At 63.6% G+C, this 21,073-nt stretch carries 18 protein-coding genes and 5 pseudogenes; 19 read left to right on the forward strand and 4 right to left on the reverse strand.

The window, feature by feature from the left end; translation table 11 throughout:
* The first annotated feature begins 75 nt into the window (after positions 1–75).
* The 11 genes and pseudogenes from P6U29_RS10315 to P6U29_RS10365 all read left to right on the forward strand — a co-directional run bounded on the left by P6U29_RS10315 (position 76) and on the right by P6U29_RS10365 (position 8,024).
* Positions 76–569: pseudogene (locus P6U29_RS10315) on the forward strand (ferritin-like domain-containing protein).
* Positions 570–784: 215 nt separating this feature from the next.
* Positions 785–1,368, forward strand: a pseudogene (locus P6U29_RS10320) (cell envelope biogenesis protein TolA).
* 87 nt (positions 1,369–1,455) lie between these two features.
* Positions 1,456–1,728, forward strand: a complete 273-nt coding sequence (locus tag P6U29_RS10325; RefSeq protein WP_407117497.1) for a helix-turn-helix domain-containing protein — start codon at positions 1,456–1,458, stop codon at positions 1,726–1,728.
* A 109-nt stretch (positions 1,729–1,837) separates the two neighbouring features.
* Complete coding sequence (locus P6U29_RS10330) at positions 1,838–2,584, forward strand: integrase core domain-containing protein (RefSeq protein ID WP_407117498.1); 747 nt, start codon at positions 1,838–1,840, stop codon at positions 2,582–2,584.
* Positions 2,500–2,871: pseudogene (locus tag P6U29_RS10335) on the forward strand (P-type conjugative transfer protein TrbL); the annotation flags it as partial. The gene P6U29_RS10330 and the pseudogene P6U29_RS10335, both read left to right, overlap by 85 nt.
* A 92-nt stretch (positions 2,872–2,963) precedes the next feature.
* Positions 2,964–3,647, forward strand: coding sequence for a conjugal transfer protein TrbF (gene trbF / locus P6U29_RS10340; RefSeq protein WP_407117499.1), 684 nt, complete (start codon positions 2,964–2,966; stop codon positions 3,645–3,647).
* Positions 3,644–4,416 (forward strand): annotated as a pseudogene (locus P6U29_RS10345) (TrbG/VirB9 family P-type conjugative transfer protein); the annotation flags it as partial. The gene trbF and the pseudogene P6U29_RS10345, both read left to right, overlap by 4 nt.
* 424 nt (positions 4,417–4,840) lie before the next feature.
* The gene (gene ltrA / locus P6U29_RS10350) at positions 4,841–6,223 is read left to right on the forward strand and encodes a group II intron reverse transcriptase/maturase (protein WP_407114584.1); all 1,383 of its coding nucleotides are present in this window, start codon (positions 4,841–4,843) and stop codon (positions 6,221–6,223) included.
* 85 nt (positions 6,224–6,308) lie between these two features.
* Positions 6,309–6,569 (forward strand): annotated as a pseudogene (locus P6U29_RS10355) (TrbG/VirB9 family P-type conjugative transfer protein); the annotation flags it as partial.
* A complete protein-coding gene (locus tag P6U29_RS10360) occupies positions 6,566–7,777 on the forward strand; it encodes a TrbI/VirB10 family protein (RefSeq protein WP_407117500.1) in 1,212 nt (403 codons plus the stop codon). The pseudogene P6U29_RS10355 and the gene P6U29_RS10360, both read left to right, overlap by 4 nt.
* 4 nt (positions 7,778–7,781) lie before the next feature.
* The gene (locus P6U29_RS10365) at positions 7,782–8,024 is read left to right on the forward strand and encodes a DUF2274 domain-containing protein (protein WP_407117501.1); all 243 of its coding nucleotides are present in this window, start codon (positions 7,782–7,784) and stop codon (positions 8,022–8,024) included.
* 191 nt (positions 8,025–8,215) lie between these two features.
* Here the strand turns inward: P6U29_RS10365 and P6U29_RS10370 are convergent, their stop codons facing one another.
* From P6U29_RS10370 to P6U29_RS10380, 3 genes are all read right to left on the reverse strand, one after another.
* A complete protein-coding gene (locus tag P6U29_RS10370; RefSeq protein WP_407117502.1) occupies positions 8,216–9,118 on the reverse strand; it encodes a TauD/TfdA dioxygenase family protein in 903 nt (300 codons plus the stop codon).
* Between the two features lie 334 nt (positions 9,119–9,452).
* On the reverse strand, positions 9,453–9,626 hold the full coding sequence (locus tag P6U29_RS10375; RefSeq protein WP_407117503.1) for a hypothetical protein: 174 nt from the start codon (positions 9,624–9,626) through the stop codon (positions 9,453–9,455).
* A gap of 498 nt (positions 9,627–10,124) precedes the next feature.
* On the reverse strand, positions 10,125–10,754 hold the full coding sequence (locus tag P6U29_RS10380; RefSeq protein WP_407117504.1) for an FMN-binding negative transcriptional regulator: 630 nt from the start codon (positions 10,752–10,754) through the stop codon (positions 10,125–10,127).
* A 423-nt stretch (positions 10,755–11,177) separates the two neighbouring features.
* On the opposite strand from P6U29_RS10380, the gene P6U29_RS10385 reads away from it, so the two are divergent.
* A complete protein-coding gene (locus P6U29_RS10385; RefSeq protein WP_407119287.1) occupies positions 11,178–11,255 on the forward strand; it encodes a DUF433 domain-containing protein in 78 nt (25 codons plus the stop codon).
* An 82-nt stretch (positions 11,256–11,337) separates the two neighbouring features.
* Here P6U29_RS10385 and P6U29_RS10390 read toward each other — a convergent pair whose 3' ends face one another.
* The gene (locus P6U29_RS10390) at positions 11,338–11,589 is read right to left on the reverse strand and encodes a hypothetical protein (RefSeq protein ID WP_407117505.1); all 252 of its coding nucleotides are present in this window, start codon (positions 11,587–11,589) and stop codon (positions 11,338–11,340) included.
* Positions 11,590–12,056: 467 nt separating this feature from the next.
* On the opposite strand from P6U29_RS10390, the gene P6U29_RS10395 reads away from it, so the two are divergent.
* The 7 genes from P6U29_RS10395 (at position 12,057) to P6U29_RS10425 (ending at position 20,994) form a co-directional block, all read left to right on the forward strand.
* A complete protein-coding gene (locus P6U29_RS10395) occupies positions 12,057–13,259 on the forward strand; it encodes a cytochrome P450 (RefSeq protein ID WP_407117507.1) in 1,203 nt (400 codons plus the stop codon).
* Between the two features lie 95 nt (positions 13,260–13,354).
* Positions 13,355–14,950 (forward strand): cytochrome P450, encoded by a 1,596-nt coding sequence (locus tag P6U29_RS10400; protein WP_407117508.1) that lies wholly within the window; start codon positions 13,355–13,357, stop codon positions 14,948–14,950.
* Positions 14,937–15,782, forward strand: coding sequence for an SDR family oxidoreductase (locus tag P6U29_RS10405; protein WP_407117509.1), 846 nt, complete (start codon positions 14,937–14,939; stop codon positions 15,780–15,782). Before P6U29_RS10400 ends, P6U29_RS10405 begins: the two co-directional genes overlap by 14 nt.
* Complete coding sequence (locus P6U29_RS10410) at positions 15,782–17,125, forward strand: cytochrome P450 (RefSeq protein ID WP_407117510.1); 1,344 nt, start codon at positions 15,782–15,784, stop codon at positions 17,123–17,125. Before P6U29_RS10405 ends, P6U29_RS10410 begins: the two co-directional genes overlap by 1 nt.
* Positions 17,126–17,257: 132 nt before the next feature.
* On the forward strand, positions 17,258–18,256 hold the full coding sequence (locus tag P6U29_RS10415; RefSeq protein ID WP_407119288.1) for a polyprenyl synthetase family protein: 999 nt from the start codon (positions 17,258–17,260) through the stop codon (positions 18,254–18,256).
* Positions 18,257–18,544: 288 nt separating this feature from the next.
* Complete coding sequence (locus P6U29_RS10420) at positions 18,545–20,095, forward strand: hypothetical protein (protein WP_407117511.1); 1,551 nt, start codon at positions 18,545–18,547, stop codon at positions 20,093–20,095.
* Complete coding sequence (locus P6U29_RS10425) at positions 20,092–20,994, forward strand: terpene synthase family protein (RefSeq protein ID WP_407117512.1); 903 nt, start codon at positions 20,092–20,094, stop codon at positions 20,992–20,994. The genes P6U29_RS10420 and P6U29_RS10425 overlap by 4 nt, the downstream gene beginning before the upstream one ends.
* Positions 20,995–21,073: the final 79 nt, after the last annotated feature.

Below are 21,073 nucleotides of genomic sequence, written 5' to 3' on the forward strand. Positions count from 1 at the left end.
GCCGCAGCCGGGCGCGATTTGGAACGTAGCTCCATGAGCGATGTTCTCGCCTTCAGCAAAGCACAGGAGGAACTGATGACACAGACAGCGCGCGATATATTCGTGGTCGGGTTGAGAAACGCGCATGCGATGGAGACCCAGGCGCGCGAACTAATGGAACGTCAATCGGAGCGCTTGATGAGTACCCGGAGGTGAAGGAAAAGGTTGCCGCCCATCTTCAGGAGACGAACACTCAGTTGAAGAGGCTTGAGCAGTGTCTCGAGGCCTGCGGCGAGACGACCTCCAGTCTCAAGGACACGGCCCAATCCATCGCGGCGAACACAATGGCAATGGCCCATTCGATGGCGGGTGACGAAATCCTCAAGAACACTTTCGCGAATAATGCGTTCGAGCACTTCGAGATCGCTGCCTACAAGTCGCTGCTGGCGCTCTGCCCCGCGGCCGGGATGGATTCCGCCAGAGCTCCGCTGGAAGCTTCGTTGAAGGAGGAGGAGCGCATGGCCGCCTGGATCGACGCCAACGTCGCGAAGGTCACGATGGATTACGTGGCCCACGAACAGGCGGCGTGAGCGAACGACCAACGAGCCCGGCCTATTTTCCGTAACAGGGAGGACCTGCTCCCTGGCGTCCAGGGCGCATTCGAATGCGCTTTTCACTGACGCTGGGGTGGTCGCTTATTAGATCCCGGACCGGCGGCGCTGTGCGCTCGATTCAAAGTATCCCTGCTTGCGCGGTAGACTGACCGACGGATCAAATGATCGAGTCGGTAGGTGGGGAGCGAGGCGTGGCGAGAAAACTCAAGACCTACCAGACTTCGCTGGGTTTCTTCGATCTGGCGATCGCCGCTCCCTCCATGAAGGCGGCCCTCGAAGCCTGGGGCGCCGACAGCAATCTCTTCCACCAGGGCGCGGCAAAGGAAAGCGACGATCCGGACGTCATCGAGGCGACCATGGCTGCGCCGGGTGTCGTTCTGAAGAGACCCGTCGGCTCCAACGGGCCATTCAGGGAGCATGCCGAGTTACCTACCGACCTTGTCAGCGGCAGTTCAAAGAAGACGGCCGCCGTCAACCGCGGAAGCCTTCCAAGCGCGCCAACGACGATGCGACGGACCGGACCGCCGCACTTGCTTTCGAGAAGGAACAGAAGCGACGGGAGCGCGAACGTGTCAAGGAAGAGGCCGTCCGGCAGAAGGAGCGCGAGCGCCGTCAGCAGGCGGTCGACAAGGCGCAGGGTGTCTTGGACGCGGCCCGTCGCAAGCACGAAGAAAAGGCCGCTGACGTTCAACAACAGCTCGAGATCCTTGAGGAAAGCGCGCGGGAGGAGGAAGCACGTTGGGAAAAGGAGGGTACGAACCGGGCTGAGTCCTGACAGTTTAGACCGGGTTGATCCCTGACAGGCAAGCTTCGTCCAATTCGAAGGAGGGATTGGACGATGCCGTTCAGGGAGAGAAGTCCTATGGAGGAGCGTATCGCGTTGCTTCGTGAGTACGAGACGGGAGCGTTTTCGGTGACGGAACTGTGCGCGCGGCATGGCATCAGCCGGGAGACGTTCTACGTCTGGAAGCGCCGCCGCGAGAGCGGGCAGTCGCACTGGTTTGAGGAACGAAGCCATGCGGTCCAGAACTGTCCGCATGCGACGGAGGACCGGCTGGCCGCCCGCATCATCGCGACGCGACGACGGTTTCCGCAATTTCGGCCCGAAGAAGATCAAGGCATAGCTCGAGCATGAGCGGCCGGAGGTCGATTGGCCGGCGGCCTCGACGATCGGCGACATCCTGCAGCGTGAAGGCCTGGTCGAGGCGCGCCGTCGTCATCGCCGAGCGATTGCGCAAGGTGAGGTGGTAGCGCCGGCGATCACGCCCAACGAGGAGTGGGCGATCGATTTCAAAGGCTGGTTCCGGACCCGCGACGGGAAACGCTGCGATCCGCTGACCGTCACCGATACGGCGAGCCGCTTTGTCATCGAGATCCGCATCGTCGATCCGACGGGAACGGGTGTCAGAAGCGCCCTGGAACGGGTTTTCAAGGACATCGGCCTTCCCGATGCGATCCGCTCCGACAATGGTGCACCGTTTGGATCGACCGGAGCGGGCGGGCTCTCGGTGCTCTCGGTGTGGTGGCTCAAGCTCGGCATCGAGCCGCGCTACATCCCGCCGGCGAGCCCGCAGGACAACGGCCGGCATGAGCGCATGCACCGCACGCTGAAGGCCGAGACCTCAAAGCCGCCGGCGGAAACGGCGGCCGAGCAGCAACGCCGCTTCGACACCTTCCGCCGCCATTTCAACGAGCAGCGGCCGCATGAGGCGCTCGACCAGAAGCAGCCGGTCAAGCTGTGGCAACCATCGTCGCGCGCTTTGCCGGGCCGCCTCGATGACCCTGGTACGACGCCGATCACGAGGTCCGCCGCGTGCGTCCTACTGGTGAGATCAAATGGCGCGGCGACCACGTGTTCGTCGGCGAGGCCCTCGCGGGCGAGTGCATCGGTCTCTGCGAGCATGGCGCCGGCGGCCATATCGCCGCCGGCGGCGCCGGTCTCGCTGGTGGTGCGATTGCAGGCGCCGCGCGCGGTGGCGGCGCTGTCATAAGCGGAGCATCAGCCGCCTATCGAAGCGGCGGTCTTGCTGCCGTCGCGGAGGCCGGCGCTTCCGCTGCCATGAGCCCGTTACGTCGCGCAGCGGCTGCGCTCGGTGGAAGTGGGCAAACCAGCGCGCAGGCCGACAGCACTTCGGCCGACGGGCAGCCCGATTGGGCGCGGCGCATGAAGCGTGCCGAGACTATTCGGCATGGTGCCTCGGCTGCTGGCCACGCGGTCCGCTCGGGCGATCACGGTGGCAGCGGCTCCTCCGTCGATTTGTCCGAAGGAGAGCGCTGAGACGCACCACTGCAACTCGGCCGCAGAGCAGCGCCTCAAACCATTTAATGGCACGGCTTGAAACTGACCACTCGATCCCAGGGGCACTATCGATGATCAAACGACCTTCCGTACACTACGGGCGCATGCCCGAGCCGATCACGCCTTACCAAAAGGCGGCGCAGGTTTGGGACGAACGCATTGGATCTGCTCGCGTGCAGGCCAAGAACTGGCGTTTGATGGCGTTCGGTTGCTTAATGTTATCAGGCGGTCTTGCAGGCAGCCTTGTTTGGCAATCGAGCCAAGGCTCGATCACGCCGTGGGTAGTCGAAGTCGACCACCTCGGCCAGGCCCAAAGGGTCGCGCCAGCCAACATCGACTATCAACCGACTGACGCTCAGATTGCCTACCATTTGGCGCGCTTTATCGAGGACGTCAGAGGGCTGCCGGCCGACGGTATCGTTCTGCGCCAAAATTGGCTCCGGGCCTATGATTTTACGACGGATCGTGGCGCAGCCGCGCTCAACGACTACGCGCGCAACAAAGATCCTTTCGCCAAGTTGGGCAAGCTCCAAATCTCGGTCGACGTCTCAAGCGTCATCCGCGCGTCGTCGGAAAGCTTTCGGGTCGCGTGGACCGAACGTACCTACGACAACGGCTCGCTGCACTCGACCGAACGTTGGACTGCAATCCTCACCATCGTGTTCGAGACGCCGCGCGATGCCGAACGCCTGCGCAAAAACCCCCTTGGCGTCTATGTCCGCGCCATCAACTGGTCAAAGGAGTTGAGTCAGTGATCAAGACGCCGCATGACGTTCACTCGAAACGTTTCCTCCTGCAGGGCAAGCTCAATTCGTCTCGGTTCGAGTTCGTGACCTCAAAGCGAGCGCTTCTGTCCGTGCTCTTGCTTTGTTCGTCGGCGCTCGGCGGGTGCGGGACCTATATGCCTCCGGAGATCAGCTATGACGCGGAGGTTCCGCCGCTGCCGGCGGCTCCAGCGGCTCTCGAGGATAGACCGCGACCGCTTCATGTTCCTCCCCTCTGGAAGCCGGCTCTCGGCGGCAAGTCGGGAGCGAAGGAAGACGCAGAGCCCGTGAGCCGGGTTGAGACGGCAAATAGTGCAGCCCGGGTCGAACCGCGCAAACGGGGGTATTTCAACGCAGCGCAGATTTACGCCTATAGTCCTGGAGCCCTCTATCAGATTTACGCCGCACCGGGACAGATCACAGATATCGCGCTCGAGGAGGGAGAGCAGTTAACGGGATCAGGGCCGATCGCGGCCGGCGACACCGTACGCTGGGTCACGATACCGAGAGCGGGAGCGGCGAAACGCGACGCGTCCATATCCTGGTCAAGCCGACCCGCGCATCGATCGAGACCAATCTGGTCGTCAATACCGATCGGCGCACCTACCTGATCGAGCTCCGCTCCCGCGAGCGGCCATACATGCCATCCGTTGCCTGGTACTATCCGGAAACACTCCGCGGGCGGTCGCGCTCCCTCGCTCTGAAACCCGTTCTTCCGGATCCGGCGCAGCGTATCTCGCGCTACGCCATCGAAGGGGAGTACGTCATGCCAAGCTGATGATTGCTTGTGGGTGGAAGTCCCATCCGGCCAAAGCCGAAGCGGGCAAGCCGGGACCGAGTCTTGCGGGCGGCGCGGCAACGCGGGGTCCGAAGTGTAGACAGGAGCCATGCGGGGTGCGGGAATGAGCCTCGAAAGGTGGATGTTCGCGGAGGCCGAGTGTGTTCCCTAGTCACGAAGGCAGCATGAGCATCGTCGTTATGCGAGACGATGCCGCTCCGTCGGGGTCGATGGCCGGATCACGCATGGAAGGTAATCATCGGAACATGAGAGGCCCGACCAGGTCCATTGGATTGGTCTCCAGTGGGGGACAGCGGCAAGGCACTGCCAGAGCCGCGGTCCGAGCTGAGGTCGGGAGTCGGACTGATCCATAGTACCTGTGAAGTCGTCGAAGGTAACGAGACGCATGGAGGGAAGGGACCAGCCCGAGGGGAGCCTGCGCGAGGAGGCCAGGGGCCGGACACAGAGCCGGGTTGCCTTGCCGCCGAACCTCGAGCGGGTGAACGCGGCGGCCAAGCAGGCTGCCCAAACCCGGTTCACGGCCCTGCTGCACCACATCGACGAAGACGCTCTGCTTCGGGCGTTTCGACGACAAAAGCGGCAGGCCAGCGCGGGGGTCGATGGGATAACGGTGGCGAAGTACGAAGAAGGGCTCACGGATAACATCCGCGACCTCTGCGCACGGGTCCACACTGCTCGCTACCGGCCACAGCCGGTGCGGCGGGTCTACATTCCCAAAGCCGATGGCGGCAAGCGGCCTCTCGGTGTGCCGGCGCTCGAGGACAAGATCGTCCAAAGCGCGGTGGCCGAGGTGTTGAGCGCGGTCTACGAGGTCGACTTCCTCGGATTCTCCTACGGCTTCCGGCCGGGGCGGAATCCTCATATGGCGCTTGATGCCCTGCATACGGCGATCATGAGCCAGCGCGTGAACTGGGTGCTCGATGCCGACATTCGCAGCTTCTTCGACTCGGTCGACCACGAGTGGCTGCTGCGGATGGTGGCGCACAGGATCGCCGATCCTCGTATCCTACGGCTCATTGAGCTGTGGCTGCGAGCTGGCGTTCTTGAGAGCGGCGAGAAGCAAGAGACGGACAGGGGCACGCCGCAAGGGGCAGGCATCAGCCCGCTCCTTGCCAACATCTTCCTGCACTACATCCTCGATCTCTGGGCCCACCAATGGCGTCGTCGCCATGCACGCGGTCGCATTGTGACCGTGCGCTACGCGGACGACTTCGTCATGGGATTCGAGAGCAAGGCCGATGCGCAGGAAATGCTCTTGGCCCTCAAGGTGCGACTGGCCAGCTTCGGCCTGACGCTCCATGAGGACAAGACGCGGTTGATCGAGTTTGGCCGGTTCGCGGCCCTCTCGCGTCAGCGGCGCGGCGATCGGCGGCCAGAAACCTTCGCCTTCCTGGGCTTCACCCACTACTGCGGGCGGACCCGAGATGGCCGGTTCATCGTGAAGCACAAGACGGAAAGGAAACGCCTGACGCGCAAGCTGACGGCGCTGCGCCAGGACGCCTGGCGGCTCATGCACGCGCCACTGGCCAAGCAGCACGAGTGGTTCGCCGCCGTGCTGCGCGGGCACTATGGCTACTATGGCAGGCCGCACAACTATCCAGCGCTCAACGGCTTCTACCGCGAAGTGCGTCGAACCTGGCTGCGTTGTCTGAGACGGCGCAGCCAGAAAAGTCGGCGCATGGGCTGGCCGGAGTTCGAGACCCTGACGGCACGCTTCCGCCTGCCAACTCCACGCATCACTCGCACATGGGCGCAGGCGCGGATATGACGCGGGTTACTCTCGGGAAGAGCCGGGTGCGGGAAAGCCGCCCGCCCGGATCTGTGAGGGCAAAGCCAAATGGCCGAGCTACTCGACCAGTCCTCCCTGGCGGCCGCTCGCCGCATATGACGATGGCCGCAAGGTATACGTCGAATTCCCGCAAGGCATCGTGCAAGGTGAGATGCCCCCGCTCTTCGTCATCGGTCGAGACGGCAAGACCGAGCTCGTCAACTATCGCACTTACGGCAACGTGTTGATCGTCGATCGGCTGTTTGCTGCCGCCGAACTGCGGCTTGGCGGCGAGCACCAGCAGAAGGTCCGTATTGTCAGAACCGACGGGAGGCCGTCGTCATGAACACCCGGAATGGAAACGATCAGGAGCAAGCGGCTTCGCCTGAGACACAAGACGAACAGTTCAGGAGCTTCCGCTTGAGAGCGGAGCACCCGCGCGTGACACGGTTGTCACGGAAAGTACTGGCAGGCGGGAGCGCGGTCGCTCTGCTTGTTATCGGCGGAGCCGTGCTGTGGTCGCTGCAGAAGAATCGCCCTCGAGATCAGGCGACCGCCGAGCTTTACAGCACCGACCATCACAATGTCGCCGACGGTATTACGGCGCTGCCGAAGGACTATGCTGGCATTCCACGCCAGCCAATCCCGCAACTGGGTCCGCCGCTTCCCGGGGACCTCGGTCGGCCGATCCTTGCAGCCCAAGGCCAGTCGCCGACGATCGGCGGTGATCCAGAACAGCAGCGCCAGGATCAAGAGACCGAGGCCGCTCGCATCAGCCGTTTGTTCGCTGCGACCAATGGAAGAGAACTGCGTCCCCCCACCTCTGCGGCGGTTGGAAGCGACCGCGTCGTGCCACCGAACGCAACGAGTACTGGTGATGATGGATCGGCGGAGAACGGCCATTACCGCAAGCTTGCCTTCGTCAACGCTTCTGTGGACCGTCGCACGGTCAGCCCTGACCGTGTCACCAGGCCGGCTTCACCATATATCGTGCAGGCTGGGACGGTTATTCCGGGAGCCCTAATCACCGGAATCCGATCGGACCTGCCAGGCCAAATTACGGCGCAGGTAACCGAGAATGTCTATGACACGCCGACTGGCCGCTTTCTGCTTGTCCCTCAGGGGGCGCATCTGATCGGCATCTACGATAGCCAGGTCACTTTCGGCCAGTCTCGCGTCCTGCTCGTCTGGACCCGGCTGATCATGCCGAATGGAGGTTCTATCGTTCTCGAGCGGCAGCCTGGCGCTGACACTGCCGGGTATGCAGGTCTGGAAGATCAGGTCGACAATCACTGGGGCGAGTTGTTCAAGGCTGCGGCACTATCGACGTTTCTGGCGGTCGGCACCGAACTGGGGGCCGGCTCGGATACCAACAACAACGACAGCGCCATCATCCAGGCATTGCGACACGGCGCCTCCGACTCATTAAACCAAACTGGACAGCAGGTCGTTCGGCGGAGTCTCAACATCCCGCCTACTCTGACCGTGCGCCCCGGTTACCCGGTTCGCGTTCTCGTAAATCATGACCTCATACTTACGCCGTATAGAGGGTGACAACATGCCAAAACTAAAAATAGGAGAACTTCCAGACGACAAGCCCGTCAAAGTGAGTACGGAGCTGCCTGCGGCCGTGCATCGTGATCTCATTGCATATGCTGAAGCGCTTACGCGTCAGGGTGGTCAAGTGGTCGATCCGACTAAACTCATCGCACCCATGTTGGCGCGCTTCATGGCGACGGACCGAGGATTTTCTAAACTGAAACGTGAAGGCCACGTTGCCGCCGCTGACGAAGGACAGTGACGCTGAAGGTTTCCCGAAGCTGTTGGTCGACGGTAAATGGTTGCGTAGATCAACATAGGCGCTGCCGAGTTAGCGCTAAGAGCTAAGATATCGTGTCGGAAAAGAGTGTTCCCGCGCGTCTGCCCGAAACAACTCCGATTACCACGTTTTCTCGGTTTTCAGATGCGAGAGCGCTGGGCGTCGACGTGCAGTTATTCGGTCACCTTCAGGCGCGCTACACTGCTCCGGCCATCGACGCTGACAGGCACGTCACCCTCGATAGTGGCCCGACGTACGACGCGATGCTGGTCCCCGTAATCGTTGACGGCGTAATGCTGGGTTGCGCGGTTATCCCATATCGCGATATCGCCCTCTAGCCAGTTCCAGCGCACAGTGTTTTCGGGCGCGGTGATGTGAAACTGGAGCAGATCGAACAGCTTTTGTCCATCGTATTTGGGGATCCCAACAAAGTGCTTCACCAAGGCGCCGAGCACTAGCGTCCGCTCGCCTGTTTCGGGATGGACGCGTACGACGGGATGCTCGGTCTCAAAAACCGTTCTGGTGAACACCTTGTCAAAGTGCTTCTTGTCGACCTCGCGGACACGCGCGATCCCGGCGTAATCGAAGACGTTGCTGTGAACGGCCCATAGGCCCTCGGCAAGCCGTTGTAGCGGCGACGGCAAACCAAGATAAGCGGCAGCTGTGTTCGACCACACTGTGTCGCCTCCGAACGTTGGCATTACAACGGCCCGCAGGACCAAGATCTTGGGATATGCGTCGGCGAAGGTTCCATCCGCATGCCAAACGTCGGCGCGACCGCCGCCGCGAGTGGAGTCCAGTTCGAGGAGCGACGTCCCCTTGGTAGCACCGAGTATCGGATGTGGCACTAGCTTTCCGAGACGAGCGGCAAAGCGCTCCTGCTCGGCGTCATTGAGATGTCCTTGATTGCGGAAGAAGATCACCTTGTGTTCGAGCAACAAGCTGTTGATCGCGGCGATCGCGTGATCCGGTAGATCGCCTGATAGCTTGATATTTTTGACTTCGGCACCGATGCGCGCTGCACGTTTCACAACATCGGTGCTCGGAATGACGCCACCGATCACGTTTGTGCTCATCTTGCTTTTCCAAGCCCTTGCAGCTCTTTCTCGCCCCTTGGGGCAAATGATCTTCAGCAAGCATCGTGCCAAGCGAAAGACAAACATGTACCCGACAATGGGCAGTGAACGAATCGTGGCATTTGGCACGAGTCCTCGAACTGAGCAGTGGTTGGGCCGAGTGACGAAAGAACTCGATCACCGAGCTCACCCCTTCGAATGTCGAATCACGACGCGGACAGCAGGAGCGCGCCAACGTCAGATCTTCAGTTATCCTTTTGTAATCACTCAACTCTGTTTGAAAAAGCACGTGTCGTGAAAAATGGCGCCATCCTTGCCATGCACGAGCGCGATTTCAATTTTCGACGCGGAAAAGAATGGAGAAAGGGGGTTCAAACTCCTCTCGAAACCTATCCATATGGATGGTGGCGCGGCTGAAGCCGCTCAAAATAGCATTGACGCTTTGCAACACCGCATTGGCGTCATCGAGTAGTGTGCCATTCCAGTCAAATACAATGGCGGATTTCATGCGTGAACCTGGGGTACGTCATCGTGTGGTAATGTGTTCGAGACTAGGTATTTGCTGTTCTACACGTCTGGGGTAGTCGTAGTGGATATCTCCGAACAGAGTTGTCAGGGGTGCAGCGCGCGTTAGTGAGCTGAACGGGCGGACCGTTCTTCCGGGGCGAGATGGAGTTTGGGGAGCGTGAGCATTGCTGCCTTTCTGGCTCTGTTTCTGGATCGATTCGTTTTAAGCAATGGCCGTCCCAGGCGGCGCGGGGAAAGCCACAAAGCCGAATGGGCTTTCGAAAGTCTCAACGCTTACTATGCGCGTTGTACTTGACCCGACACGAGATTGTGCCTCTGTCAGAATACGGACAAGTGTCTGAACAGTGCGGCAAGCCCGACTGGCTGTTCCGTTCGTGAATTTCGCGAGGTGATTGATGGCCCGACCGCTGTGTGAGAGCTATAGATATAAGATCGCTCTCTCGAGCGGCGCTGTTGGCGGGTCATGCACATTATCGTCTCAGTCCTGAACCAAGATAAGAGCTGCAACTTCCTGGTCCCGTGCGAGTTTGCTCGCCGCTAGGCCGGTGGCGATACCAATGCGGTCAGGCGCGGGGCGGTTTTGGCTCATCTTGCGTTTACCTTCGACCATGGTGATCGGGATGCGCACGCCGACGATTTCACGCAACTGAGCGGCGATGAAATCCGCGGGAGCATCGCTGACGGCCCACGGCGTCGCACGTGACGTCTCATGGATATTCGTCAGACGCGTCACAATCTCAAGCAGGCGAGAGGGATCATCGAAGAACTCAATCGGCCCATGGGCGTGGACCGCGATGTAATTCCATGTCGGCACCACATGTTCAGCTTGTCGCTTGCTGGGATACCAGGAGGGCGTCACATAAGCCTCTGCGCCATTAAAGATCGCCAGAGCTTCTCCGATCGGGGCCGTGCGCCATTGCGGATTGCCCTTGGCCAGGTGCCCGTACAGCGCGCCGTGTTCGCCTTCGCTTTCATCGAGGAATAGCGGAAGTGGCGTCGCAAGTGGCCCATCTGATGTCGCTGTGACCAGGTTGGCCAATCGGGCGCAGCGAATTGTTGCTCGAATGTTCTCGATGTCGTCGTCTCGAAAGTGGAGTGGTATATACATGGAAGCTCTCCGCTGGCGATCGTCGAGATAAACCCAAGTCAACAGGCTAGAAAACTGCCAGTTTCAGTCGTTCCCGTAGAGGTTCTCCGCTTCCTCTTTTGACGTGACGATTCGGAGTTATTTGGGACCCGGCCATTTCACTCAGCCTTCAACCGTCGAGCTGCCGTTGGAGTGTTTCCGTAGCTATTCTCCTGCGGCTGAGCCAGGCATTTATGGACCTTTAGAGATCTCACCCCGGCGTCGCCTGTATGAGTGATGCGGCAGCTCTCCTTCGACGCGCGCGTTTGGCGAACTAGTCCTTGATCTCGGCAAGATCGACGCCGACCTCAAAAGCCGTCTTCATCGTTTCGATGAACTGCGCCGATGGGTACAGTCGGAGGTGATCGTAACGAACCCATGTAAAACACCAACATTCCCGTCTACATGGTGGCCGCCCTCGCCCGTGGGCAATCGGCCGAGGAGATTGTCGAGGATTTTCCATCGCTGACGCGATCGCGTTGAGGCCGCGATAGAATACGCCAAGGCGTATCCCAACCGAGAGTGCCTAACCCCTGAGTCTGAATCGGGCGCTGGCAGAGCTAGTCTAACGGACCTTGGGTTCGATGACGAAGCTGAGTCGGGCGAGGTTGCGCCGCCGGATTCCGTGACCGCGTATTTGATCGAGGAGAGCGTGCTTCGCGAGTTTGGCGCACGCGGCAACGCGAACTGCGCAAGGTCTTGCAACACGCTCCTGGATAAAGCGCAGCTCATACTGCGCGAGCGCGCCGCACTTGGAACAGGACTCGCCCGAGAGCGTCGTGGTGTCCAGGTTTTCGGTCAGGGAGCGGAACGCCATCTAATTGTCCTTGAGCGAGGTCACGATCGCGAGCAGGTGCGGCCGCGAGCGCCCGCGCCAAGCCGGAGCGGTCATCGTTGGCGCCCAAGGCGTGATCCTCGAACAGGTGACGCGGATCCGGCGCGAGCAGCGCATAGCTGCAAGTCCGTGTTCTGCCCGGTCGGAGTCTGGCGACACGCGCATGTAGCCAACCAACATAGGCTGATGCCCATCAGACATAGGTTTCCGTATGGTAGCGCGTGGCGACAGAGTTTTCCTCATAATTTTGCGTCACCAGGCGTTTAGCTTTGGGGGCTACTACAAGATTCGGTAGATGGTTAAAGCCAACTTGAGGCCCTACGATTCGGCCGCCTTCCCGCCGATCATCATCGACGAACAGAAGTGAACGCAAGCGCACGTGAAGCCGCTGCCCGCAGCGCCTGCGGGCACCTTCCGCCCTTTCATCGTTTAGAGAGTGAAGTGCCACCGTGTCCGAACAACCTCTGCCGACGCTGCCGATGTGGCGCGTCGATCACATTGAGCCCTCTCCCGAGATGTTGGCGCTACGCGCCAACGGTCCGATCCACCGCGTGCGTTTCCCGTCCGGGCACGAGGGCTGGTGGGTGACAGGCTACGACGAGGCCAAGGCGGCGCTGTCCGACGCGGCGTTCCGGCCAGCGGGAATGCCGCCGGCGGCGTTCACCCCGGATTCGGTCATTCTCGGTTCGCCAGGGTGGCAGGTCTCGCACGAGGGGGACGAGCATGTCCGGTTACGCACGCTCGTGGCGCCGGCCTTCAGCAGCCACAGGGTGAAGTTGCTGGCGCCGCATGTCCAGGCGATCGCTGCGCAGTTGTTCGAGAACCTGGCGGCCCAGCGCCAGCCCGCCGACTTGCGGCGCCACCTTTCCTTTCCGCTTCCGGCCATGGTCATCAGCGCGCTGATGGGCGTGCTCTACGAGGATCACGCCTTTTTCGCCCGGCTGTCCGACGAGGTGATGACGCACCAGCATGAAAGCGGCCCGCGCAGCGCGTCGCGCTTGGCCTGGGAAGAACTGCGCGGCTACATTCGCTGCAAGATGTGGGACAAGCGCCAGGATCCGGGCGACAACCTGCTGACGGATCTGCTCGCGGCGGTCGACCAGGGCAAGGCGACCGAGGAAGAAGCGATCGGCCTCGCGGCGGGCATGCTGGTGGCCGGGCACGAGAGCACCGTCGCGCAGATCGAATGCGGCCTGCTGGCCATGTTCCGCCATCCGCAACAGCGCGAACGCCTGGTCGACGATCCATCCCTGGTGGACAAAGCGGTGGAGGAAATCCTGCGCATGTACCCGCCGGGCGCGGGCTGGGACGGCGTCATGCGCTATCCGAGGACCGACGTAACCATCGCCGGCGTGCATACTCCCGCGGAGAGCAAGGTGCTCGTCGGCCTGCCGGCAACGTCTTTCGATCCGCGCCATTTCGACGACCCGGAGATCTTCGACATCGGACGCCAGGAAAAGCCGCACCTGGCGTTCTCTTACGGGTCGCACTCCTGTATCGGCGGGGCGCTGGCCAGACTGGAACTCAAGGCGGTGTTCGGTTCGATCTTCCAGCGCTTTCCCGCGCTGCGCCTGGCCGTGGCGCCCGAAGAACTGAAGTTGCGCAAGGAGATCATCACTGGCGGGTTCGAGGAGTTCCCGGTGCTCTGGTGATGTGCGGACGGCCCTGGGGAATCCCAATCCTCTCTGCGATTTGTCGGCGCGCCTGCCCCGCCGCGGTCAGATCAGCCAGCCAACAGGTAACCAAGATGGACGTGCAAGAAACCACGGCATCATGCCGGGATGCCTTCGCCGAACTGGCGTCGCCGGCGTGCATCCACGACCCGTATCCGCTCATGCGGTGGTTGCGCGAGCACGACCCGGTGCATCGCGCGGCGTCGGGCCTCTTTCTGTTGAGCCGCCACGCCGACATCTACTGGGCCCTCAAGGCCACGGGGGATGCGTTTCGGGGACCGGCGCCGGGCGAACTGGCGCGCTATTTTCCGCATGCGGCGACCAGCCTGTCGCTCAATCTGCTGGCCTCCACGCTAGCGATGAAGGACCCACCGACGCATACGCGTCTGCGCCGGCTGATCTCGCGCGATTTCACCATGCGCCAGATCGACAACCTGCGGCCGAGCATCGCGCGCATCGTCGAAGCGCGGCTGGACGGCATGGCGCCCGCGCTAGAGCGCGGGGAGGACGTGGACCTGCATCGGGAATTCGCGCTGGCCTTGCCCATACTGGTCTTCGCCGAACTGTTTGGCATGCCCCAGGACGACATGTTCGGGCTTGCCGCCGGCATTGGCGCCATTCTGGAAGGCCTGAGCCCGCACGCCAGCGATCCCCGGCTCGCCGCGGCGGACGCAGCCAGTGCCAGAGTAAGGGCTTACTTCGGCGGTCTCATACAGCGCAAGCGCACCGATCCCGGCCACGACATCGTGTCGATGCTGGTCGGCGCACACGACGATGATGCCGCCACGCTGTCAGATGCAGAGTTGATCAGCATGTTGTGGGGCATGCTGCTCGGTGGCTTCGCCACCACTGCTGCGACCATCGACCATGCGGTCCTGGCGATGCTGGCCTATCCCGAACAGCGGCTCTGGCTGCAAGGAGACGCCATGGGGGTGAAGGCATTCGTCGAAGAAGTCCTGCGCTGCGACGCGCCCGCCATGTTCAGCTCCATCCCGCGTATCGCCCAGCGCGACATCGAATTAGGCGGCGTGGTGATCCCGAAGAACGCGGACGTGCGCGTGCTGATCGCGTCTGGCAATCGCGACCCTGACGCCTTTGCCGATCCCGACCGCTTCGATCCCGCGCGGTTCTACGGCACCAGTCCCGGCATGTCGACCGACGGGAAGATCATGCTGAGCTTCGGCCACGGCATCCACTTCTGCCTCGGTGCGCAACTGGCCCGGGTGCAGTTGGCCGAAAGTTTGCCGCGGATTCAGGCGCGCTTCCCCACGCTAGCATTGGCCGAGCTGCCGATCCGGGAGCACTCCGCGTTCCTTAGGACGTTCCGCGCGCTGCCGGTGCGGCTGCGTGCGCAGGGGGCTGAGATGCGCGTCGTGGTCGACCAGGATCTGTGCGGAACCAGCGGACAGTGCGTGCTGACGCTACCGGGTACTTTTCGCCAGCGCGAATCGGACGGCGTGGCCGAAGTGTGCGAGGCGACAGTCCCGCAGGCGCTGCACGCCGCTGTGCGGCTCGCAGCTAGCCAGTGCCCGGTCGCCGCCATCCGGGTCATCGAAAGCGAAGCTGGCGATGACGAGCGCGTCAGCGCCGACAGTGCTCCCTCTCCGGCCGTCGAGCGGCATGCCGCGAGAGACCAACGCAATCCAGGAGGACACGATGGGACGGTTTGAAGGCAAGGTGGCCGTGGTGACCGGCGCCGCCGCCGGTATCGGCAAGGCATGCGCCGTCACCATCGCGCGCGAGGGCGGCAGAGTGGTGATCGCCGACATTGATTGCTCGGCGGCCATCGCCGCCACCGCGCAAATCGCGACCGAGGCGGGCCACGCCCTGGCCCTGGCCATCGACATCGCCGATCCGCAGGCGGTGGCAGCGCTGTTCGAGACGGCGGAGCGGCACTTCGGTGGGGTCGACCTGCTGGTGAACAACGCGAGCGCCATGCATTTGACTCCGCGTGACCGCGCAATCCTCGACCTGGACCTCGCGATCTGGGATCAGACCATGGCGACCAATCTGCGCGGCACGTTGCTCTGCTGCCGGCAGGCCATCCCACGGATGATCGCCCGCGGCGGTGGCGCGATCGTCAACATGTCGTCGTGCCAGGGGCTCAGCGGTGACACCGCGCTGACGTCCTACGCCGCATCGAAGGCGGCGATGAACATGCTATCGGCCTCGCTCGCCACCCAGTACGGTCATGCGCAGATCCGCTGCAACGCGGTTGCGCCGGGTCTCATCATGACCGAGCGTCTCCTGGCCAAGCTGGACGAGTGCATGCAACGGCATCTGCGCCGGCACCAGCCGCTGCCGCGCGTCGGCCGCCCCGAGGACGTGGCCGCGCTGGTGGCGTTCCTGCTCTCCGACGATGCTGCGTTCATCACCGGCCAAGTCGTGTGCATCGACGGCGGCATGCTGGCGCATGTGCCGACGTACGCCGACGGTGGGAACAGCCGCGCCGTGCGGCCTTCCGGCGAGACCGCCGAAGCGGCTGCGTCGCCGCGCTGCTGATGGACATGCTGCTCAACCCGCTGAACCGTCGAGATCGGCTGCGGCACGACATCCCGGTCGTGCCCGGCGCTTTCCCATTGGTCGGGCATCTTCCCGCCATCGTCTGCGACCTGCCGCGCCTGCTGCGGCGCGCGGAACGGACGCTGGGCAGGCACTTCTGGCTGGACTTCGGCCCTGCCGGACACATGGTGACCTGTCTGGATCCGGATGCGATCGCACTGCTCCGGCACAAGGACGTGTCCTCGATGCTGATCGAAGATATCGCGCCCGAATTGTTTGGTGGAACGTTGGTCGCCCAGGACGGCGGCGCGCACCGGCAGGCGCGCGGTGCGATCCAGGCGGCGTTCCTGCCCACGGGGCTGACCCAGGCCGGCATCGGCGAGCTGTTCGCGCCCGTCATCCGGGCGCGGGTGCAGAGGTGGCGCGACCGCGGCGACGTAACCATCCTGCGCGAAACCGGCGATCTGATGCTCAAGCTCATCTTCAGCCTCATGGGAATCCCCGCGCAGGACCTGCCGGAATGGCGTCGCAAGTATCGGCAACTGCTGCAGTTGATCGTCGCGCCCCCGGTCGACCTGCCCGGACTGCCCTTGCGGCGCGGTCGCGCCGCCCGCGACTGGATCGATGCGCGGTTGCACGAGTTCGTTCGCGACGCGCGCAAACATGCCGGGCGCACCGGGTTGATCAACGACATGGTGAGCGCCTTCGATCGCAGCGACGATGCGCTCTCCGATGAGGTCCTGGTCGCCAATATCCGCTTGCTGCTGCTTGGTGGTCACGACACCACCGCCTCAACGATGGCCTGGATGGTGATCGAGCTGGCGCGGCAGCCTGGGGTGTGGGACGCTCTGGTCGAGGAGGCGCAACGCGTGGGCGCGGTGCCGACCCGGCACGCGGACCTGGCGCAGTGTCCGGTTGCCGAGGCGCTGTTCCGCGAGACGCTGCGCGTGCATCCACCGACGCCGCTCCTGGTGCGTCGAGCAGTGCGTGAATTGCGACTCGGCCAACGGCGCATTCCGGCGGGCACCGATCTGTGCATCCCGCTGCTGCATTTCTCGACCTCGGCGCTGCTGCACGAGGCGCCTCATCAGTTTCGCTTGGCGCGGTGGCTGGAACGCACCGAGCCGATCCGACCGGTGGACATGCTGCAGTTCGGTACCGGCCCACACGTCTGCGTCGGCTACCACCTGGCATGGCTAGTTCTGGTGCAGTTCTGCATCGCCTTGGCGTTGACCATGCACGAGGGCGGGGCGCGGCCGCGGTTGCTGAGCGGTGTCGAAAAAGGCCGGCGCTATTACCCGACCGCACATCCGTCTATGACTATCCGCATCGGATTCTCATGAGCTGGCATCACATGCCCCTGTGGCGAGGCAGCAGCGCTGGCGACGCGCGGCATTGCTGCACTCGGCGCGCGCACGGTGCGACGCAGACAACACCGCGGCGGCTCGCCTGTCAGGAACAAGGACATGAACAACATGCAGACCGGTTCTACGCCACAGGATGACAGAACTGGTGATTCCGCGCTCGGCGGATTGGGCGCGCAGGCGCGCGGCGCATCCGGCGGGCTGCTGCCCGAGATCTGGATGCACGAGGGCGCAAACCGGGTCGAACAGGTGCTGGCACGTCTTCTCTGCGCCGAACATGACGGTGAAACCGAGCTGATGGCGGCGATGCGCTACGCCACCTTGCATGGCGGGAAGCGCACTCGCGCCTTGCTATGTCTGGCTGCCGGCACAATGGCCGACGCGCCGGCGCACGTGCTCGATGACGTCGGCGCCGCCATCGAGATGATGCACGCGGGTACCTTGGTCCACGATGATCTACCCGCGATGGACGACGACGTGCTTCGCCGCGGCCTTCCGACCGTGCACGTCAAGTTCGGCGAAGCTACTGCGATCCTAGTCGGCGATGCGCTGCAGGCGCACGCCTTCCTGACCCTGGCGAGCCTGGATGCGCCGGGCGACAGCCGTATCGCGCTCGTGCGCGAACTGGCGCAGGCGGTGTCAGCCGAGGGTGCCGCAGGCGGGCAGGCCCAGGATCTGTCGCTGGTTGGAAAGCACGTCGAGCTGGACAGGATCGTGGCCATGCACCAGATGAAGAGCGGAGCGCTAGTGCGCGCGTCCGTTCGCATGGGCCTGCTATGCGCTGTCGCGGAGAATGCCGCGCACGCTGCGCTGTACTGTACGCTCGATCACTACAGCGCCTGTTTCGGCCTGGCGTTGCAAGTGATCGACGACATTCTCGACGTGACAGCGGATACCGCGACGCTGGGCAAGACCCCGGGCAAGGACGCGGCGGCGCAGAAGCCGACCTGCGCGTCGATCATGGGACTGCAGGCAGCACGCCAGTTCGCGCTGGATCTGTTGCGCGATGCCGGGGAGGCCATCGCGCCGCTGGGGCCGCGTGCTGAACGGTTGGCGCAACTCCTACAGCGGGCCAACGCGTATCTGTTCAAGCACGCGCCATGCGCATGAGCGCGCCCGTCCGCATGGAGACGCCCCCGTGCCGCAGCGATCGACCGGCGACAGAGGTACATGCTGCACTTTGTCCGAGTCGCGGTGCCGATCGCAGCGGTTGCCCGCCGCGGCGCACGCGGCGCCCTGCGCGCAAGCCTACGCGGCGGACCGGCGCCAGCATCGGGGACCTCGCCGCGCCGGAGCAGGGCGGCCGTCCGGCGCTGCCTATGCGACGAGCTTGCGGCGACATGCGCGGCGTCTGCCCGACCCGGTTCTTTTCAACGGTCTGCATAAGGGAAATCCAGCGTGAACGCGCTGTCCGAACAGATTCTTTCCGAATTGCGCGGCCTGCTGAGCGAAATAAGCGATGGCGGCAGCGTCGGTCCGTCTATCTACGACACGGCGCGGGCGCTGCGCTTCCACGGCAACGTCACCAGTCGGCAGGACGCATACGCGTGGCTCATCGCGCAGCAACAGGACGACGGCGGATGGGGAAGCGCGGACTTCCCGCTGTTCCGCCATGCGCCCACCTGGGCAGCGTTACTGGCATTGCAGCGTGCCGATCCTCTTCCCGGTGCTGCCGACGCAGTCCAGGCGGCAACCCGGTTCCTCCAGCGCCAGCCCGATCCCTATGCGCATGCGGTGCCGGAAGACGCGCCGATCGGCGCGGAGCTGATCCTGCCGCAGCTTTGCGGTGAGGCCGCATCCTTGCTGGGTGGCGTAGCGTTTCCGCGCCATCCAGCGCTGTTTCCACTGCGGCAAGCGTGCCTGGTCAAGCTGGAGGCGGTGGCGATGTTGCCGAGCGGCCATCCGTTGCTACACTCCTGGGAAGCCTGGGGGACGTCACCGACCACCGCATGCCCGGATGACGACGGCAGCATCGGCATCAGTCCGGCGGCAACCGCCGCGTGGCGTGCGCACGCCGTGACACGGGGGAGCACGCCGCAGGTCGGGCGCGCCGATGCGTATCTGCAGATGGCATCGCGGGCGACGCGCAGCGGCATCGAAGGCGTCGTTCCCAACGTCTGGCCGATCAATGTGTTCGAGCCATGCTGGTCGCTGTACACCCTGCATCTGGCCGGGCTGTTCGCGCATCCCGCGCTCGCCGAGCCGGTCCGCGTGATTGTCGCGCAGCTCGACGCCCGCCTGGGCGTGCGCGGTCTGGGCCCGGCCGTGCATTTCGCGGCTGATGCGGACGACACCGCCGTTGCATTATGCGTCCTGCACCTTGCAGGCCGCGACGCGGCGGTCGATGCGTTGCGCCATTTTGAAATCGGCGAGCTGTTCGTCACCTTCCCCGGCGAGCGCAATGCCTCGGTGTCGACCAACATCCACGCCCTGCATGCGTTGCGACTGTTGGGAAAGCCCGCCGCCGGCACCAGCGCCTACGTCGAGGCGAATCGCAACCCGCACGGTCTATGGGACAACGAAAAATGGCACGTTTCGTGGCTGTATCCCACCGCGCATGCGGTCGCTGCGCTGGCGCAAGGCAAGCCCCGGTGGCGGGACGAGCGCGCGCTGGCGGCGCTGCTGCAGGCGCAGCGTGGCGACGGCGGCTGGGGCGCCGGTCGCGCGTCCACATTCGAGGAAACCGCCTATGCGTTGTTCGCGTTACGCGTGATGGACGAGAGCGAAGAGACCACAGGGCGCCGGCGCATCGCGCAGGTGGTGGCGCGTGCGCTGGAGTGGATGCTCGCCCGCCATGCGGCGCATGCATTGCCGAAAACGTCGTTGTGGATCGGCAAGGAACTGTATTGCCCCACTCGGGTTGTGCGCGTGACCGAACTCGCCGGGTTGTGGCTGGCGCTTCGTTGGGGGCGGCGCGTCCTACCCGAGGGAGCAGGAGCGGCGCCATGACCCAACCAGAACGCGCGCTGCATCAGGTTCTGGAGTGGGGGCGTTCCCTGACCGGGTTCGCTGACGAGCATGCCGTGGAAGCGGTCAACGGCGGCCAGTACATTCTGCAGCGTATCCGCCCGAGCCTGCGCGACATCAGCGTCCGCACCGGTCGCGATCCGCAGGACGAAACGCTAACCGTGACGTTCTATCGCGAACTGGCGCTGCTATTCTGGCTCGACGATTGCAACGACCTTGGCGTGATCGCGCCGGAGCAGCTCGCCGCGGTGGAGCAGGCGCTGGGGCAGGGCGAGCCGTGCGCGCTCCCCGGATTCGAGGGCTGCGCTGTGCTGCGCGCTTCGCTGGCCGCGCTCGCCTACGATCGTCGCGACTATGCTCAGCTTCTCGACGATACTCGGTGCTACTGCGCGGCCCTGCGCGCCGGACACGCGCAGGCGGCAAGGGCGGAACGCTGGTCCTACGCCGAGTACCTGCACAACGGCATCGATTCGATCGCCTACGCGAACGTGTTCTGTTGCCTGTCGTTGCTGTGGGGGTTGGACATGGCGACCTTGCGCACGCGTCCGGCGTTTCGCCAGGTCCTGCGGCTCATCTCCGCGATAGGGCGCCTGCAGAACGATCTGCATGGACGCGACAAGGACAGGTCGGCCGGCGAGGCCGACAACGCGGCGATCCTGCTGCTGCAGCGCTATCCAGCTATGCCTGTGATGGACTTTCTCAACGACGAGCTGGCCGGCCATAAGCGCATGCTGCACCGGGTGATGGCGGAAGAACGCTTTCCGGCGCCGTGGGGACCGTTGATCGAAGCCATGGCGGCTATCCGCGCGCAGTACTACCAAACGTCGGCCAGCCGGTACCGCAGCGACTCTGCGGGGGGAGGCCAGCATGCGCCGGCCTGAACGCGCAGGAGTGTCGCGCGACATCGCGCAGGTCGCTTTGACCGCGCGGTCGCCGAAATGACGCCAATAGCCCGGATCA

The sequence above is a fragment of the Bradyrhizobium sp. LMG 9283 genome (genome assembly GCF_045571415.1).
In the GTDB taxonomy this organism is placed as follows: domain Bacteria; phylum Pseudomonadota; class Alphaproteobacteria; order Rhizobiales; family Xanthobacteraceae; genus Bradyrhizobium.

Coding starts and splice junctions, on each gene's coding strand:
- P6U29_RS10380 (WP_407117504.1), bottom strand. CDS start 10,754: ATGTATATACCACTCCACTTTCGAGACGACGACATCGAGAACATTCGA.
- P6U29_RS10385 (WP_407119287.1), top strand. CDS start 11,178: ATGGTGGCCGCCCTCGCCCGTGGGCAATCGGCCGAGGAGATTGTCGAG.
- P6U29_RS10325 (WP_407117497.1), top strand. CDS start 1,456: ATGGAGGAGCGTATCGCGTTGCTTCGTGAGTACGAGACGGGAGCGTTT.
- P6U29_RS10370 (WP_407117502.1), bottom strand. CDS start 9,118: ATGAGCACAAACGTGATCGGTGGCGTCATTCCGAGCACCGATGTTGTG.
- P6U29_RS10365 (WP_407117501.1), top strand. CDS start 7,782: ATGCCAAAACTAAAAATAGGAGAACTTCCAGACGACAAGCCCGTCAAA.
- P6U29_RS10390 (WP_407117505.1), bottom strand. CDS start 11,589: ATGGCGTTCCGCTCCCTGACCGAAAACCTGGACACCACGACGCTCTCG.
- P6U29_RS10410 (WP_407117510.1), top strand. CDS start 15,782: ATGGACATGCTGCTCAACCCGCTGAACCGTCGAGATCGGCTGCGGCAC.
- P6U29_RS10360 (WP_407117500.1), top strand. CDS start 6,566: ATGAACACCCGGAATGGAAACGATCAGGAGCAAGCGGCTTCGCCTGAG.
- P6U29_RS10425 (WP_407117512.1), top strand. CDS start 20,092: ATGACCCAACCAGAACGCGCGCTGCATCAGGTTCTGGAGTGGGGGCGT.
- P6U29_RS10405 (WP_407117509.1), top strand. CDS start 14,937: ATGGGACGGTTTGAAGGCAAGGTGGCCGTGGTGACCGGCGCCGCCGCC.
- ltrA (WP_407114584.1), top strand. CDS start 4,841: ATGGAGGGAAGGGACCAGCCCGAGGGGAGCCTGCGCGAGGAGGCCAGG.
- trbF (WP_407117499.1), top strand. CDS start 2,964: ATGATCAAACGACCTTCCGTACACTACGGGCGCATGCCCGAGCCGATC.
- P6U29_RS10415 (WP_407119288.1), top strand. CDS start 17,258: ATGCAGACCGGTTCTACGCCACAGGATGACAGAACTGGTGATTCCGCG.
- P6U29_RS10400 (WP_407117508.1), top strand. CDS start 13,355: ATGGACGTGCAAGAAACCACGGCATCATGCCGGGATGCCTTCGCCGAA.
- P6U29_RS10375 (WP_407117503.1), bottom strand. CDS start 9,626: ATGAAATCCGCCATTGTATTTGACTGGAATGGCACACTACTCGATGAC.